The sequence below is a fragment of the Candidatus Symbiopectobacterium endolongispinus genome, assembly GCF_018777385.1.
In the GTDB taxonomy this organism is placed as follows: Bacteria; Pseudomonadota; Gammaproteobacteria; order Enterobacterales; family Enterobacteriaceae; genus Symbiopectobacterium; species Symbiopectobacterium endolongispinus.
Map to the genome: position 1 here is coordinate 139,923 of NZ_JAFJYB010000007.1, position 16,698 is coordinate 156,620.

Consider the following 16,698-nt stretch of genomic DNA (forward strand, 5'->3'; position numbering starts at 1 on the left):
TGCTGATAAGCTTTTCCTGTAAGACAACTTATCGCCGTTTACTCAATAATGGTGTAATAACTTAAAGTCGATCACAGAACGCGACTTTTGTTGTTCCTGGGCTGGCAAATTGGCAGTTTCTGGAAGACGCCATGCTAAATCAGTGCTTTCCCTTATGGTGGGTAGGGGTTTTTTGTGCTCAAAAAAGCATAAATACTAATGAGAACTACTATCAATTCGTGCTCAGTTTGATATCATTTCTTGTCGATTCGATGCATTACTCATTGGTGTTGTACTATTCATTGGTATAGGTGGAGGCACAGCGTGAAAACGGCTGTCGGTCATATTTCTTCCCAGGCATTGCCCGCCTGGCTTACACAACGCGGCGCGTTCAGCGCATTTGCCCGTAGCATGTTGACGGCTCTGTTTTTAACGGCGGGGCTGGTCACGTCAGCAGGACTAAGTGGAAATGCGTTCGCAGCACCTGCTTCTACACCAGTTGCCAACACCGCTGCCGCCAGTGCACCAGAAGCTACTGCTGCGGCATCGACGCCTGCGGCGGCTGACCCTGCCGTCGCTGATGCTGCTGCGGTGCCTGCATCGCCGTTGGCTCTGCCGCAAGGTAGTGCAGGCAATATCATGAAAATCGATCTTTCCGTTTGGGGCATGTATCAGCATGCGGATCTGGTGGTGAAATCCGTCATGATCGGTTTGCTGCTGGCCTCCGTGATTACCTGGGTGATCTTTTTTGGTAAAAGCGTCGAACTGGTGTGGGGGGGGGGGCAAACGTTGCCTGCGTCGTGAATATGCGGCGTTGGAGCAGGCGCGCACCTTAGATGATGCGGCAGATATCGTTGAGGCCTTTAAAGCCGATAGCACAGCGGCGATATTACTGGCCGATGCGCAAAATGAATTAACCCTTTCCGCCCGTTCTGATGACAATAATGGCATCAAAGAGCGTACCGCCTTCCGTCTGGAGCGTCGTGTGGCCGCTGCCGGTCGCCAAATGGGGCGCTGTAACGGCTATCTGGCAACGGTTGGGGCGGTGGCCCCCTTCGTTGGGCTGTTCGGGACGGTCTGGGGTATCATGAACAGCTTTATCGGTATTGCTCAAACGCAAACCACCAACCTGGCCGTCGTCGCGCCGGGGATCGCCGAGGCGCTGTTGGCCACTGCGATTGGTTTGGTCGCTGCTATCCCGGCGGTGGTGATTTACAACGTGTTCGCTCGCGGAATTGGCAGCTATAAAGCGCTGATGGGTGATGTGGCGGCACAGGTGCTTTTGCTGGTGAGCCGCGATTTGGATGTGGCTGCGAGTAACGGTAACCGTTTGACTGCGGCTAATCAAAAACTGCGGGTGGGTTAAGTTATGGCGATGCATTTGCACGATGATACGAGCGGTGACAGCGAGATGCATGACATCAACGTCACGCCGTTCATTGACGTGATGCTGGTGCTGCTGATCATCTTTATGGTGGCAGCGCCGCTGGCGACTGTCGATATTCGTGTCGACTTGCCGGCGCCCACGGCGGTGCCGCAACCTCGTCCGGAAAAACCGGTGTATTTGACGGTGAAGGCGGACAAACAGCTGTATGTGGGTGATATTGCCGTGAATGAGACAGGACTCACCAACCTGCTGGATGAGCAAACGGGCGCCAACAAAGAGACCACCATTTTCTTCCAGGCAGATAAAACCGTCGATTACGAAACCATGATGCGTGTTATGGATACCTTGCGCAAGGCGTGCTATCTGAAGGTCGGATTGGTGGGTATGGAATCAGCGGGTAAATAAGTGCCTGTACCGTCCCGCGCTTCTGGCGGGACGGCCTGTCATGCTGTGCGTTCAGGTAAAACGCGTATATTGCCCCTTTGCCTACGGCGTTCCACTATAACCCCATCAACGTCAAACTCTCTCCCCAACACATCGTTTAAAGTGTGCCGTCAGCAACGCGCATCCGTCATTCGCGATTTCACACTGGCTTTTTACCCATGAAGACATGGCCTGAGCTTTCGGCAGCGGTGACGCTGCCTGTTTGCATTACAACACGGCGTAATGATTACAACAGGTTGATTTTTCACCGTCATGACGCATTATGAGAGGTTACGAGTAACTTATCGAACTACGATAAGGTTTTACCGTGCAATCACACATATAGCGCAGGGTATATAGCGGTGGAATCGGTAATGCGTAATATTCTGATTTTTGTTTTAACGCGCGCGGGTGTGTCATGCGTGTCATAGCACCAGAAGAGGCCTGATGAGCAACGGAAATGAGCTGTCTATTATTTCCCGCTATATGAAAAAGCTGCATGTGTTGACGCTATGCGTAGGGGGAAATTCGGAATTATGGTGTGCGAGTTGCTCCTATACTTATGACGAAAATGAGGTCGATTTCTATATCATGACAGAAACCTCGACGCGCCATGGTGAAATGATGCTGCGTTACCCGGCGATTGCCGGCCAACCTAAAACCATTATGCTGATCAAAGGCGTGCAGTTCAGCGGTCAGGCATTACTGCTACAAGGTGAAGAGGCGGTTTCGGCCCGCGAGCGCTACACGCAGCGTTTTCCTATCGCCCGGGGGGCGACCTCACCCGTTTGGCGCTTGCGGATCGATACCCTGAAGATGACGGACAATACGCTGGGTTTTGGTACCAAACGCCATTGGCACCGCGATGAGGAAAACGACGGATAACTGAATGCATCTGGCAACAGGAGGAGCCATGAGTCGAGTATTGCTGCTAGGCGCGACAGGATTGATTGGGCAGGAATTGCTGAAGCTGCTGCAAGCCAATAGCCGGGTAGAGGTTATCTATGCGCCTACGCGCAGGCCACTGCCCGCTCAGGATAAACTGGTCAATCCTTGTCATGAGGACGTGCGCGTTGCGCTGGCGCAATTGCATGAGCCGGTCGATATTGTGTTTTGCTGCCTGGGGACCACGCGCAAGCTGGTGGGCAGTAAGCGGGCGTTTCGCTTTGTGGATTATACGCTGGTGGTCGACAGTGCCGCGCGGGCCAAGGCGCTGGGTGCTACACACCTGCTCACGGTGAGTGCGATGAGTGCCAGTGCTACGTCACCGTTTTTCTATTCACGCATCAAAGGTGAGATGGAAGCGGCGTTGCGTCAGCAAGGCTGGCGACATTTGACACTGGTACGCCCTTCACTGCTGTTGGGCGAACGGACAACGCGACGGCCGCTGGAGCACTTTTCCGCACCACTGCTCAAGTGGATGCCTGCTAAATGGCGAGCGATTGAAGGAAAATCCGTGGCCCGTGCACTGATGAATCACGCCTTTTCACCCGAACCAAAAGCCAGTGTGACGGTGCTCGAGGCCGAGGAACTGCGCGCATGGGGCAGCCCGCCGCTTGCGCCGGAGCTACACGGTTAAGTCTGCGACTGTCATCGCAAACGATGGACAACCTGATTGCTGCTGCCGCGCCAGATTAACGCAGGATCTTTGAGATCCTGTACAAATTTACCGTCTACCAGTACGTTGATAAGTGCCACAACCTGTTGTTGTGCGGGCGTAAGCTCAGCGAGCAGGTAGCCTGTCCACATCCAGATGTCTTTTCCGGGGCATTCGGCATGAATGCGCTCCACCAAACGTAGCACATCCAGTACGTTTTGCGGATGGAGCGGATCGCCACCGGAGAGCGTCAAGCCTTGGCGCGGAATCTGCGTATCCTGCAAATCGGCAATAATCTGGTCTTCCAGCGCCTGAGTAAAAGGCTGGCCGGAATTGAGCCGCCAGGTGCTTTTATTGTAGCAACCTGGGCATTGATGCACGCAGCCGGAAACAAACAGCGTACAGCGCGTGCCGGGCCAGTTGACCACGTCAACCGGGTAATACTGATGATAATTCATGGTATGGCATTGTTTGCTGGATAATGGTTTTCTGAGTAATGGTTTACGAAGCAGAGATATCCGGCGTCCGTTGACGACGGTAAACGTGCAAAGCTGGCCGCATCCTTGCGACCATCAGGCACGGCGCGGGCTGCTTAGCCCAGTTGACCATTGCCGAGGTGCTTGATTCGGCGTTTGACCTCTTCCTGCTTCCCGCTTCCCGGCGTTAAACGGACGTGCATCCGAGCTGCCCAGATAGCCACATACCCGACGCGTCACAGATACGCGTGCGGAGTCGTGATTGCCACATTTCGGGCAGGTGAAGCCTTTGCTGGTGCACTCAAACTCACCGGTGAAGCCACACTCATAGCACTCATCGATCGGCGTATTGGTGCCGTAATAGGGCACACGGCTATAGCTGTAATCCCAGACGTCTTCCAGCGCTTTAAGGTTATGTTGCAGGTTCGGATACTCGCCGTAGCAAATGAAGCCTCCGTTTGCCAGCGGCGGGTAGGGCAGTTCAAAGTCGATTTTCTGGTAAGGATTCACCTTCTTCTCCACGTCCAAGTGGAAGCTGTTGGTGTAGTAACCCTTATCGGTCACGCCTGGTACCACGCCGAATTCAGCGGTGTCGATACGGCAAAAACGGTCACACAGGTTTTCACTTGGCGTACTGTAAAGGCTGAAACCGTAGCCGGTTTCTTCTTTCCACTGATCGGTCGCGGCTTTCAGTCGTGCGACGATGGCGACCGCCTTTTCACGCAGTTGCTCATTGTCGAACACGTGTGTCTGGTTGCCAAACAGCGCGTTAATGGTCTCATGAACCCCAATATAGCCCAATGAGATCGATGCCCGACCGTTTTTGAAGATCTCAGCGACGTTGTAGTCCGCTTTCATGCGTACACCACAGGCACCTTCCATATACAGGATTGGAGCGACACGGGCTTTGACGTTTTCCAAACGTGCGATGCGCGTCATCAACGCTTTTTTTTTGCCAGTTGCAGACGATTATCCAACAGGTTCCAGAAACGCTCTTCGTTATGTTCCGCTTCCAGCGTGATGCGCGGCAGGTTAAGGCTGATTACCCCGAGGTTGTTGCGACCATCGTGGATCTGCTTGCCCTCTTCCTCATGCACGCCAAGGAAGCTGCGGCAGCCCATAGGCGTCTTAAACGAGCCGGTAACCTTAACCACCTGATCGTAATTGAGGATATCCGGGTACATCCGCTTGCTGGCGCAATCCAGTGCCAGTTGCTTGATGTCATAGTTCGGATCGGTAGCCTTGTGATTGACACCGTCGCGGATAGCGAACACCAGTTTGGGGAACACCGCGGTTTTACGGTTTTTGCCCAGACCGGCAATGCGGTTGCGCAGGATGGATTGCTGAATCAGGCGCGATTCCCAACTGGTGCCGAGACCGAAACCAAAGGTGACAAACGGTGTCTGACCATTGGCGGTGTGCAGCGTATTTACTTCATATTCGAGCGACTGGAAGGCGTCGTAGCACTCTTTTTCGGTACGAGACAGCGCATAGGCGTCCGCATCGGGAATGTGCCACTCATCAGCGGTTTCCCGGTGCTTTTTATGGCTGGCGGTGACGAACGGTGCCAGAATTTCATCAATACGGTTAATGGTGGTGCCGCCGTAGATGTCGCTTGCCACCTGCGCGATGATTTGGGCCGTCACTGCTGTCGCGGTTGAGATGGATTTTGGCGGCTCAATCTCCGCGTTACCCATCTTGAACCCTTTGGTCAACATGCCTTCAAGGTCGATTAGCATACAGTTGAACATCGGGAAGAACGGGGAGTAGTCCAGATCGTGGTAGTGAATTTCACCGCGTTCATGAGCAAGCACCACGTCGCGCGGCAGGATATGTTGCTTGGCAACGATACCGGCCAGCAGGTCGCGCTGGGTAGGGATGTCTTTGTTGGCGTTCTCTTTGAGCAGGGCCATGTTGCTTTGTTCAACCAGACCACGAATTTCCTGATTCAAACGGCCGCGTTGTTCGCGGGCGACATCACGATCGTGACGGTACTCAATGTAGGTACGTGCAAGCTGCTTATACTGGCCAGACATCAGCAGGTTTTCAACGGCGTTCTGGATATCACGGATATCCATACGTGCTTTCCCTTGCATTTGTTGAGCGACCGCACAGGCCACGGTTGCACAGTAATCTGTATCATCAACTTCTGCTGCATGCGCAGCACGTTCGACCGCCTGCTTGATGAGCATCTCATCAAAAGGCACTTGGCAACCGTCCAGTTTAATCACTACTGGTTTCAACGTTCGTTCCTTAGAGTTGTCCACAAGCGGAATCCGCAGCGGACAAGGGCTGCGGGGGTTGTGGATGATATTGTGGATAAGTACTACATGTAGTGTCTATATTTATGATAGACACTACATGTAGTTTTAGGTGAAAAGAAATTCGCGATTTATTGATCTAGAACAAAGAATTTCGAGCAGCGTAGAAGGGTGTGCAATGGCGTTGCGCAAAATAAAAATAATGTATTGATTTGATTAGTAGTTTTTTATCTCTGCGCCATAAGGCAATTACGAACAAAAAAGCATAATAAACGTAGGGAAATAACAACAAGCAGGGCAATTATATCGCTGGGTGAAACGCGTTTCTTCTCACTGAGATTCCCGGCTTTCGCCGGGGATGACGAAGAGTAAAGTGACTTTGTCCGCAATCTCAAGGGGCAACGATGTTGCCCCGTGCTACAGCGCTCGTGCTTAGCGGCGTACCGCGATGACTTCGATTTTGATCTTCACATCTTTTGGCAGACGCGCCACTTCCACACAGGAGCGCGCCGGAAACGGTGCCTGATGCTGAGTAAAGAAGGATTCGTAAGTAGCGTTAACGGTGGCAAAGTCTTGCAGGTCTTTCACAAATACCGTGGTTTTCACGATGTCGGCGACTTTCAGGACCGCCGCTTCCACAATGGCCTGCACGTTTTCAAGAGACTGACGCGTTTGTGCGACGATGTCCTCGGCAATCAGACCGCTTTTCGGGTTTACTGGGATCTGACCGGAAGTGATGATCATGCTGCCCAGATCGACACCTTGTACATAATGGCCGATAGCGGCTGGGGCGTGTTCCGTGCTGATGCTACGTGACATGGCTTCTCCTGGATTTCGACGTGGCTATTTTCGAAGGGACAATTTCCGCCGGGCCTGCGCCGGGAGGGATACAACTTACCATTATTCGGAAAAGCGCGGCGCAGGCAATGGCATTGATGACCCTGCACACGCCGCACAGCGGATTAGCGGTCAGCCAGCACGGCCTGACGTTCAAACTCTTTCTCGAAGTATTTGCACTTGAGGTGCGCATCGCCATCGCGTTGCTTGACGCTGAACGACGAGGTGACTGGTTCACTGCGGCTGATACAGTTGCTGTTCGGGCAGGTTAGCACGCCATCAATACGTTCCGGCAGGCTGGGCACCAGCTTACGTACCACCGCGTAGTCATCAATCTGGTTAACTGTGGCCTGTGGGGCGTAGATCGCTAACTGGTTAGCCTGCTGCTCTGTCAGGAAGATGTTCTCTATCTTGATCAGATCCTTGCGTCCCAGATGATTGGAAGGCAGGTTCAGCCCGATGGTGATGCGCTGGTCGGTGGCGGTCAGCTTGAACAGCGTCAGCAGCTTGAAGCCAACCTGCGCTGGGATATGGTCGATAACGGTGCCGCGTTTGATGGCTTCACAACCTGTAATTTGTTATCCTTAGTCATGATGTTTTCCCCTCTCACAGAACCAGTTCGCGATTTAATACCAGCGCCAGCAGCGCCTGACGTGCAAAGATGCCGTTGCCTGCCTGTTGGAAGTAATAGGCGTAAGGCGTGCTGTCGACATCCATCGTTATCTCATCCACGCGCGGCAGCGGATGCAGCACTTTCAGGTTGTCGCGGGCAGCATTCAGATCGGCCGCGCGCAGCACAAACTGTGATTTAATATTGATGTACTCGGATGGGTCCAGGCGCTCTTTCTGTACGCGCGTCATGTACAGAATATCCAGCTCCGATACCACCTCTTCAATGCTGGTGTGCAGGCTGTAGGTGATGTTTTTCTCTTCCAGCATCGCCAGAATGTAATTCGGCATCGCCAGTGCGTCGGGAGCTATAAAGTAAAAGCGGTTACCGTCGAATTTAGCCAGCGCCTGCGTCAGGGAGTGCACGGTACGGCCATATTTCAGGTCACCAACCATGGCGATATTGATGTTATTCAAACGTCCCTGGGTTTCCTGAATGGTGAACAGGTCGAGCAGGGTTTGCGTCGGATGCTGGTTAGCACCGTATCCGGCATTGAGCACCGGAATGCCGCTGGAGAACTCGGTGGCAAGACGCGCGGCGCCTTCCTGCGGGTGGCGCATCACGATGGCATCCACATAGTGGCCGATAACCGAAATGGTATCTGCCAGCGTCTCGCCCTTCTTGCCGAGCGACGTGTTGTTACTGTCAGCAAAACCGACCACGGAAGCGCCCAGACGGTGCATCGCGGTTTCAAAAGAGAGCCGAGTGTGCGTCGAGACCTCAAAGAAACAGCTGGCGATCACTTTATGTTTTAACAACTCCGGCTGCGGTCTGGCCTTCAGGCTGGCGGCCACCTGCAACGCCAACTCCAAATCTTCACGGGTGAGGTCGTTAATTGAGATGATGTGTTTTTGATAAAGCGGATTGACCATGTTTGCCTTTCTCCCAACGGTTAGCCCTGAAACATTTTTCTCTCGCTCGGCCAGTCGGCAGGCGAGGTTCGCCCGGTATGACAGGCAAAAAAAAACCCTTCAACGAGGGGCTTTTTTTAAACGATCGGTGATTGCCGGAAAAGAGGCGGCACGCTGACGAAAAAAGGGGTCAGCAGCGTGATAAATACAGCATGTGGTGATGCAAGCGCACATGGTTCCTCCTGGCAAATTGTGGCGCATTGTACGCGCGCGATTTGCTATTTCAAGCGCTAATTTATGCGCAATAATCGCATTTTTAGGTATTGGCAATCGGTTGCTTAGAGAAAACCTTACGCGTTCGACCAATGAAAATAAAGGGGATAGGTAGCACTTTTGCCACTGTAGACTAGCGGGAATGCCTATGGAGGAGTATAAAGCTCGCTAAAATGACGTTTTACTTTTCACGGGAGGACTTACTATGATCACCGGGAATATCCAACAGCTTGAATTGATTCCTTATCTGCCTGCCAAACTGCGCGAAGCGATCGAGTACGTAAAAGCCAACATTACGGTCGATACTCCGCTGGGCAAGCACGATGTCGATGGCAACAACGTGTTTGTGCTGGTTTCCAATGACAGCACTGAAGCGTTTGAAAAACGTCGCGCCGAATACCATGCCAAATATCTGGATATTCAGATTGTGCTCAACGGCGTTGAAGGTATGACCTTCAGCAACCTGCCGGCAGGCACACCTGACACGGACTGGTTGGCGGATAAAAGACATCGCATTTTTGTCTGCCGGTGAGCAGGAAAAAACCTTTGTCATGCAACCGGGTGATTTTGTTGTCTTCTTCCCGGGCGAAGTGCACAAGCCGCTGTGTGCCGTGGGTGAGCCTGCGCGCGTACGCAAAGCCGTCGTGAAGATCGACGCTTCACTGGTGCTGTAATCTTGCTACCGTGCGCGACGCCGAAGACGTTCGGTGCCGCGCACGGCGCGCGCCATCGGGATAATTGATCCTCCTTCATATATTCATACATAATTACCTGTACAGATATTAATATCGTCCCGTTCAGCGATGCAGCGGTTTGTGCTTATCGCGTAATGATGGGGAGCGTGGTTGTGCTGCCTCCTCGCTGACAGTTGATGATGGCCACGCCGTGACTGCGCGCGCCCTAAGGAAGGATTAAAAATGGTTACGATATAGGATGTGGCGAAAAAGGTGGGCGTCTCTAAAGCGACGGTATCTCGCGTACTTAACGGCAAAAACGTGGTACGTGAAGATATGCGGCAGCGTGTGTTTCGCGCCATCGAGGAAACCGGATTCAGTCCAAACCTGCTTGCCCGCCAGTTAGCCACCCGCAAAACCAACTAGATTGGTTTGGTTATCACCAACTCTCTGTATCAGGGACCGTTTTTTTCGGAAATGACCTATCAGGCGGCGTCATGCAGTGAAAAGCATCAGCGCCAATTGATTCTGGCGGATGGCAAAAACAGTGCGCAGGATGAGCGCAATGCCATTGGTATGCTGCTGGCACTGCGTTGCGAATCATTATTGTGTATCCCAAATTCTTATCAGCAGAGGCGTTGGAAACGCTGATCGAGCAGCACGAGACGCCGAGCATCGTGATTAACCGTAAGCTGCCCCATCACCAGAATCACGCGGTCTATATCGAGCACTATCACAGCAGCCAACTGATAACGCAATATCTGCTCGATCAGGGGCATACGCGCATCGCTTTTATTGCCGGGCTGCCCGGTTCCCCGTCTGGTGAACAGCGGCTTGCGGGATTCCTTGATACGCTGAAAGCGGCGGGTATCGTACATGATGAGGCGCTACGTCTGGAAGGGGACTGGACGCCGGAGAGCGGCTATCACGCCGCCCAAACGCTGCTAGGGCGCAATGTGGACGTCACCTGTGTGCTGGCGGCCAATGACGATATGGCAATTGGCGCGGCGAAGGTGTTTCTTGATGCCGGAAAGCGTGTGCTGCAGGATATATCGTTGGCGGGGTTCGATGACATGCTGATTGGGCGCTACTTTTCTCCTGCCTTAACGACGGTGCATGTGCCGATTGCTGCCATGATTCAGGATGCGATTGGTCGCCTGGTGGCTGCGTCACAAGGTGATGCCATGCCGACACCGCCTTGCCATCATCAAGGACGTTTGGTTATCCGAGAGTCCGTCGCCAGGCGCTGAGCATAGCGCGCAGCGCGGCCCGCGGCCCTTATTCCTGGCCGAGCGTGGCGACCATCACCGCTTTGATGGTGTGCATGCGGTTTTCTGCCTGATCGAACACAATGCTGTGCGCTGATTCAAACACCTCGTCGGTCACTTCCATGCCGCCGTGCAAACCGTACTGCTGGGCCATCTGCTTGCCGATGGTGGTTTGATCGTCATGGAACGCTGGCAGGCAGTGCAGGAATTTCACCTGCGGGTTACCGGTGGTGGCAAGCATCGCCATATTGACCTGATAGGGTTTTAGCAGCGCAATCCGCTCCTGCCACACCTCTTTGGCCTCTCCCATGGACACCCATACATCGGTGTAGATGAAATCCGCACCGGCCACGCCTGCGGCGATGTCTTCCGTCAGCGTGATTTTTCCGCCAGTCAACTCGGCAGCTGCTCGGCATTCGGCCACCAGGTTGGCATCGGGCCAGCAGGCTTTGGGTGCGACCAGACGCAGATCCAAACCGGTCAACGCAGCGGCTTCCAGCATGGTATTACACATGTTGTTGCGCGCATCGCCTGCGTAGACCAGCGTCATGTCGCTGAAAGCGCGCTCAGGCAGATGCTCTTGCATGGTCAGTAAATCCGCCAGCAGTTGTGTTGGGTGGAATTCGTTAGTCAGCCCATTCCATACCGGTACACCGGCGTACTCCGCCAGCATTTCCACCAGTGCCTGACCGTAACCACGGTATTGGATGCCATCATAAATTCTGCCCAGTACGCGGGCGGTATCCTTCATCGACTCTTTATGGCCGATCTGGCTGCCGCTCGGGCCAAGATACGTGACGCGTGCTCCCTGATCGTATGCAGCAACTTCGAAAGAGCAACGAGTGCGGGTCGAATCTTTTTCGAAGATGAGTGCGATGTTTTTATTTTGCAGGTAGCGTTTTTCTGTGCCGTTCTTTTTGTCGGCTTTCAGTTGGGCAGATAAGGTTAACAGTGCGCCGATCTCAGCCGGGGAAAAATCCATTAATCTTAAGAAGTGGCGCTGGTGAAACGAGTTCATTGTAGTTATCTCCATGTGGCTCAACGCTGTTGGTTGAATTAAAATTCACTTTATATGTGTAATTATTCAATTTCAAGGGGCGGCGTCAAACTTTATGGTGGAGAGGGCGTCGGGGGTGCGGGAGAATACGGCAATAACGTAGAGATTAACGGGGGGCAGACTCATGGCAAACCGCGATTTACTGGACGAACAACGGGAAGAAACGCGCCTGATCATCGAAGAACTGCTGGATGATGGTAGCGATCCAGACGCACTGTATACTATCGAACACCACTTTTCGGCGGAAAACTTCGACGCGTTGGAAAAGGTCGCTGTTGATGCCTTTAAAATGGGCTACGAAGTGACGGATGCGGAAGAGCTGGAAGTGGAAGAGGGCAAACTGTTGATGTGCTGCGATGTCATCAGCGAAGTAGCACTCAATGCTGAGCTGATCGATGAGCAGGTCGAGCAGTTAATCGAACTGGCTGCACGCCACAACGTCAATTACGACGGGTGGGGCACCTACTTCGAAGATCCGGATGGTGAAGACGACGATTTTTATGATGAGGATGATGACGGCAAACGTCATTAATGCCTCAGGGCATCACGGGCATGCCGAAGTGACCTTCGGCATGCTGTTTTAGAGTTGCTTGAGCATAGTGACTTCACAGTCTCCGTGGCCGGTGTTGCCCATCGCGTGCGGAATGTGTTCAAACCCCAGTTTACGATACAGCATAATCGCCTGTGTCAACGTGCTGGTGGTTTCCAGATAGCAGCCCGGAATCCCTTCTGGCGAGCGAAATCGAGCGCTTGCAGCGCAAGTTGGCGCGCCAACCCTTTACCACGCAAGATCGGCAAAAAGTACATCTTTTGCAGTTCACACACGTCCGCTTCCCCCTCCTGTAAGGGGGCGATACCGCCGCTGCCCACCACTTCTCCGTCGTATTCAATGACCCAATAAGCGCTATTCGGCTGATTATACAACTGAAACAGGTTATCCAGGTTGGGGTCAGAAACGGTATATCCCTTATCTGCCGTCAGGCCAAATTCCGCAGACACACGGCGGATCACTGCCGCAATGGCAGCATTGTCCTGTGCGGTAATGGGGCGCATCCGCAAAGAAAGGGAAAGGGCGATAGTCATGGTGCTTACTCTTACTGATAGGGGATAATTACATTTTCTTACGCTGTAATAGCATTGAACGGGGTTTTTGTGCAATACCGGATTAACAGGAGTTGGCCATGGGCAGCCTCACCACGATGCAATCCCTTATGTTGATTTTTTGTCCGCTCATTTTTTCTTGTCTAATGGATTAGACACATTTATCGTAAGGATATGGCCGTTTCGCCCGTTATTTAATCATAACATTATGATTATTATCCGATTATATAGGATGCGCCAGAAATTTACCTCATGGCAATATATTATTGTTATTTAATGGTTAGTCTGCAATCCATATTGGGATGTGACCTGGGACACATTATTATTGAAATCCATTTACCCTTATGGATGACGAGTAGTATGGCCCATCGCATGTTGTCAGGCTGGATTAGCCTGTTTTTATCTCCCATCGCTTACGCACAACCCTTGCAGCCTCAGGAAGGCGACTGGCGGCCTGCTGAGTTTCGTTTTCATACCGGTGAAACGCGTAACGACCTCCGCCTGCACTATTACACGTTGGGTGACCGCAGTAAGCCTGCGGTGCTGTTGCTGCACGGTACCAACCAGCCGGTGAGCGCACTGCTGGCGGATGGATTTGGCGGCGAGCTGTTTGGGCCGGGCCAACCGCTGGATGTGACGAAACACTTTATTATCATTCCCGAAAGTATCGGATCGGGAAAATCCTACAAACCTTCTGACGGTTTGCGCACGCAATTCCCGCAATATAACTACGATGATATGGTGCTGGCACAATATCGACTGGTGACGGAAGCTTTGGGTATCAAACATTTGCGTCTGGTTATGGGTTACTCCATGGGAGGGATACACACCTGGCTGTGGGGGCAAAAATACCCTGACATGATGGATGCGCTGGTGCCGATGGCATCACAACCCAATGCGCTGTCAGGTCGTAACTGGATGCTGCGCCGCATGTTGATCGAATTAATCAAACGCGATCCGGCCTGGAAAAACGGTGATTATCAGACTCAGCCACCGGCATTGCAGACCGCCAATATCATGTTCAGTATCGCCACAACGGGCGGTACCCTCGCTTACCAGAGTAAAGCACCACCGCGTGAGCTGGCGGATAAGATGGTGGATGCGCGATTGGCGGCTCCTGTGACCAGTGATGCCAATGACTTCATCTATATCTGGAATTCCTCTGCGGATTACAACGCGATGAGCGGTTTGGAACGCATCAAGGCACCGATGCTGGTCATCAACTCTGCGGATGATGAACGTAATCCGGTGGAAATTGGCTCGCTGGAACCGGCGTTGAAGAAGGTCAAACAGGCATCACTGTTCTTGATTCCGGCTAGTGCGGAAACCAGTGGCCACGGAACCATGATGTCCGCCCGTTTCTATCGCACTGCGCTGGGTGAATTCCTGGCGAAAGCCCCTTCCCATAAATAACTGCGGTTTTTCTTCCGAGCAGGTGCCTCCACGATGAAGCGCCTGCCAGGCTTGCTCTTGATGACCAATCACTAGGGACGATGTATGTTTCGTAAGATAAAGATCCGCACGACGCTCAGCATCATGGTCTTATAGTTGACAGCGCTGTTGCTGTTTGTCGGAATGCTGGGGCTGTTTGCTGCCCAATCAGGGAATCACTCCTTCGCTAGAGTGGATAAAGAGATTTTGCCCGGCCTGGTCGCATTGAATGAAAGTTCGGAATTACTGCTGCGCGCGCGTCTCGATCTGCGCTTGTATGAATCGCTGATGAGCAACGGCTCGCAGGATGCGGCAACGGTGGCATTAAAACGCGCCAAAGGGAAAATCGACGGTGCCAGTGAAAAATGGCAGGAGTATTTGACCTATCCGCAGGCGGAGCAAGAGAAAGCGATTTCCGCCGAGATGGCCAGCAAGCGTGAAACCTTGATGACCACCTTTATCACCCCGGCGCTTGCCGCGCTGGAAGCGGGAAATTTGAATGAATATCGCCAGCGCGCAGGTAAATCCATCGCGCTCTATGCCGATTTTGATGCTGCTTCCAAGAAACTGGTGCAGTTTAAGCGTCAGAACATCGACGATGCCTACATCGCCTCCAACGCCGGCATTAACCGCATGGAGATTATACTGACGGTGGCGATTGCGCTGGCGCTGGTATTGGCGCTGCTCTCCTGGTTGGTGATGACGCATCTGGTCGTTAAGCCATTGAATCAGGCCATTGGCGTATTCGATCGCATCGCACAAGGCGATCTGCGCGCTCGTTTTGAAATGCAGGGTAAAAATGAGATCGCGCAGCTGTTTAGTGCCGCGCAGCGTATGCGTGACGGTTTGGAGAATATGGTGCGCGTGGTGCGTAACGGTACTGACGCGATCGGGATTGGCGTGGGCGAAATTGCGTCCGGCAATATCGATCTCTCAAGTCGCACAGAGCAGCAGGCTGCATCGCTGGATGAAACGGCATCGAACAGGAGCAGATCCTCTCGACGGTCAGCAATAACGAAGATAACACGCGCAAGGCTAACGATTTGGCGCAAAAGGCCTCGGCCTCGGCTTCGGCGGCGCGTGGCGGCGGTGTGATTTCCGAAGTAGTGGATACCATGCGTACCATTCAGCGCAGTTCCGCCAAGATCTCGGATATTGTTGGGGTTATCGATGGCATTGCATTCCAAACCAACCTACTGGCGCTCAATGCCGCAGTAGAAGCCGCACGCGCCGGAGAGCAGGGCAAATGGTTCGCGGTGGTGGCTACCGAAGTGCGTACACTGGCACAGCGCAGCGCCACGGCAGCCAAGGAAGTTGGCTCAATGATTGATAACTCGCTGACCAGTATTCAGCAAGGCGCTGGCCTGGTGGAAGTGGCTGGAAAAACCATGAATGAAGTGCTGGATGACGTCAGGAAAGTGGCGGATATCATGGATGAAATCATGATGGCATCCGGTGAGCAGAGCCGTGTGATTTCGCAAATCAATATCGCCATTAATCAAATGGATGGTGTGACACAGCAGAACGCCGGGCTGGTGGCCGAAGTAGCAACTGCGGCAGGATCGTTGCAGGAGCAGGTTTCTCACTTGCAGCATGCTATCGCCAGTTTTCAACCGGATGATGGGCATGTATCCGAGAATGGGCTGCTCCTTGCGGTATCGCCTGTGGCAATGGTGGGCGTGCGTTAATCGGTAAACCTAACAGGCTCCTTATTGGCGGAGCCTGTTTTTAATCAATATAAAATAATTTACCCTGCTAACTAAATAACCCTATCAGACGTATGCATTTTCCCGCGCGATAATATTGTCTCTTTTCCGGATTTATCAGATTTATCGCAGTGCATAATACATCTTTATATCGATGTATTTATCAAATGTAAAAAAGTTTATTTTTTCTATTTTGCATGTTCAAATCAGATGTTTTTATTATATCGCACCAATAAATTTGACTTATTTTCAGTTTTTGGATTGTTCTATACCATAAATAATTCGAGTTGCGGGACAAAACGTTAACGTTTTGAGCAGCGCAAGTGAGTGAATCACGATGAGCTTACACAAGTAAGTGATTCGCGTGAGCGAACGCAGCCAACACACCTGCAACTTGAAGTATGACGGGCATACTTCTTTTAGGATGAAAGTATTATGAGTGACAATATCTCGCAAGGGAACGGCAAGCATGCCGTGGTTTTTCATGGAAAATCGGGAGAATATTTTTTAATCTGGCTGGTCAATGCGCTATTAACCACCATCACCTTGGGTATTTATTCTGCCTGGGCTACGGTGCGCACCTGTCGTTATTTTTATGGCAATACCGAGATTAATGGCGATCGTTTTGATTATCACGCCGAGCCCATCCAGATCCTGAAAGGGCGCATTATCGTGATTGGTGCGCTGGTACTGCTGTATATTTTGCT

10 protein-coding genes and 7 pseudogenes are annotated in these 16,698 nt (G+C 52.4%); 10 read left to right on the forward strand and 7 right to left on the reverse strand.

Annotated features, from left to right (window positions below; all coding sequences use genetic code 11):
- The first annotated feature begins 618 nt into the window (after positions 1–618).
- From exbB to JZM30_RS21785, 4 genes and pseudogenes are all read left to right on the forward strand, one after another.
- Positions 619–1,345: pseudogene (gene exbB / locus JZM30_RS21770) on the forward strand (tol-pal system-associated acyl-CoA thioesterase).
- Positions 1,346–1,348: 3 nt separating this feature from the next.
- On the forward strand, positions 1,349–1,771 hold the full coding sequence (gene exbD / locus JZM30_RS21775; protein WP_252321292.1) for a TonB system transport protein ExbD: 423 nt from the start codon (positions 1,349–1,351) through the stop codon (positions 1,769–1,771).
- Positions 1,772–2,236: 465 nt separating this feature from the next.
- The gene (locus tag JZM30_RS21780; RefSeq protein ID WP_252321293.1) at positions 2,237–2,674 is read left to right on the forward strand and encodes a YhbP family protein; all 438 of its coding nucleotides are present in this window, start codon (positions 2,237–2,239) and stop codon (positions 2,672–2,674) included.
- A 28-nt stretch (positions 2,675–2,702) separates the two neighbouring features.
- Positions 2,703–3,368, forward strand: coding sequence for an NAD(P)H-binding protein (locus tag JZM30_RS21785; RefSeq protein ID WP_252321294.1), 666 nt, complete (start codon positions 2,703–2,705; stop codon positions 3,366–3,368).
- An 11-nt stretch (positions 3,369–3,379) separates the two neighbouring features.
- On the opposite strand, the gene nrdG is transcribed toward JZM30_RS21785, so the two are convergent.
- The 5 genes and pseudogenes from nrdG to pyrB form a co-directional block, all read right to left on the reverse strand.
- Positions 3,380–3,844 (reverse strand): anaerobic ribonucleoside-triphosphate reductase-activating protein, encoded by a 465-nt coding sequence (nrdG, locus tag JZM30_RS21790; RefSeq protein ID WP_252321295.1) that lies wholly within the window; start codon positions 3,842–3,844, stop codon positions 3,380–3,382.
- 134 nt (positions 3,845–3,978) lie between these two features.
- A pseudogene (nrdD, locus tag JZM30_RS21795) lies at positions 3,979–6,105 on the reverse strand (anaerobic ribonucleoside-triphosphate reductase).
- A gap of 450 nt (positions 6,106–6,555) precedes the next feature.
- The gene (gene ridA, locus JZM30_RS21800; protein ID WP_252321296.1) at positions 6,556–6,942 is read right to left on the reverse strand and encodes a 2-iminobutanoate/2-iminopropanoate deaminase; all 387 of its coding nucleotides are present in this window, start codon (positions 6,940–6,942) and stop codon (positions 6,556–6,558) included.
- 143 nt (positions 6,943–7,085) lie between these two features.
- Positions 7,086–7,552 (reverse strand): annotated as a pseudogene (gene pyrI / locus JZM30_RS21805) (aspartate carbamoyltransferase regulatory subunit).
- Between the two features lie 14 nt (positions 7,553–7,566).
- Complete coding sequence (pyrB, locus tag JZM30_RS21810) at positions 7,567–8,502, reverse strand: aspartate carbamoyltransferase (RefSeq protein ID WP_252321297.1); 936 nt, start codon at positions 8,500–8,502, stop codon at positions 7,567–7,569.
- Positions 8,503–8,959: 457 nt separating this feature from the next.
- Between pyrB and JZM30_RS21815 the strand changes: the two are divergent.
- Positions 8,960–9,428 (forward strand): annotated as a pseudogene (locus JZM30_RS21815) (NanQ anomerase/TabA/YiaL family protein).
- 261 nt (positions 9,429–9,689) lie between these two features.
- Positions 9,690–10,678: pseudogene (locus JZM30_RS24910) on the forward strand (LacI family DNA-binding transcriptional regulator).
- Between the two features lie 28 nt (positions 10,679–10,706).
- On the opposite strand, the gene argF reads toward JZM30_RS24910, so the two are convergent.
- The gene (argF, locus tag JZM30_RS21825; RefSeq protein ID WP_252321298.1) at positions 10,707–11,714 is read right to left on the reverse strand and encodes an ornithine carbamoyltransferase; all 1,008 of its coding nucleotides are present in this window, start codon (positions 11,712–11,714) and stop codon (positions 10,707–10,709) included.
- Between the two features lie 163 nt (positions 11,715–11,877).
- Between argF and rraB the strand changes: the two genes are divergently transcribed.
- Positions 11,878–12,285, forward strand: a complete 408-nt coding sequence (gene rraB, locus JZM30_RS21830; RefSeq protein WP_252321299.1) for a ribonuclease E inhibitor RraB — start codon at positions 11,878–11,880, stop codon at positions 12,283–12,285.
- A 48-nt stretch (positions 12,286–12,333) separates the two neighbouring features.
- Here the strand turns inward: rraB and JZM30_RS21835 are convergent.
- Positions 12,334–12,836, reverse strand: a pseudogene (locus JZM30_RS21835) (GNAT family N-acetyltransferase).
- Between the two features lie 378 nt (positions 12,837–13,214).
- Between JZM30_RS21835 and JZM30_RS21840 the strand changes: the two are divergent.
- From JZM30_RS21840 to JZM30_RS21850, 3 genes and pseudogenes are all read left to right on the forward strand, one after another.
- Positions 13,215–14,267 (forward strand): alpha/beta fold hydrolase, encoded by a 1,053-nt coding sequence (locus JZM30_RS21840; protein ID WP_252321300.1) that lies wholly within the window; start codon positions 13,215–13,217, stop codon positions 14,265–14,267.
- Positions 14,268–14,402: 135 nt separating this feature from the next.
- A pseudogene (locus JZM30_RS21845) lies at positions 14,403–15,973 on the forward strand (methyl-accepting chemotaxis protein).
- A 453-nt stretch (positions 15,974–16,426) separates the two neighbouring features.
- A partial coding sequence (locus tag JZM30_RS21850; protein WP_252321301.1) for a DUF898 family protein occupies positions 16,427–16,698 on the forward strand: 272 nt, incomplete at its 3' end.